The organism is Erwinia sp. PME.40.26/001 (assembly GCF_055556675.1).
Genome location: NZ_JBVHNP010000197.1, coordinates 1 through 269, shown reverse-complemented (window position 1 = coordinate 269; position 269 = coordinate 1). Strand labels below are relative to the sequence as shown.

Genomic DNA, 269 nt, shown 5'->3' with positions numbered 1-269 from the left:
ACAAGACACTGATCCCCGAGCTGATCCGCGAGCTGCAGGCCGCGGGCAGGGCAGACATCAAGGTGGTCGCCGGCGGGGTGATCCCCGCGCAGGACTATGAGTTCCTGCGCGAGGCGGGCGTGCAGGCGATCTTCGGGCCGGGCACCAATCTGGTGAAGGCCGCCGAGGAAGTGCTGCGGCTGCTCGGGCACAACATGCCCCCGGCCGAGGAAGCGGCGGAATGATCGGCGTCGCGCTCCTTGCGGCGCTCCAGCTCGGCGAAGCATTCC

At 69.1% G+C, this 269-nt stretch carries 1 pseudogene; it reads left to right on the top strand.

Annotated features, from left to right (window positions below):
• Window positions 1–224, top strand: a pseudogene (locus tag ACZ3HG_RS23830) (hypothetical protein); the annotation flags it as partial.
• Window positions 225–269: the final 45 nt, after the last annotated feature.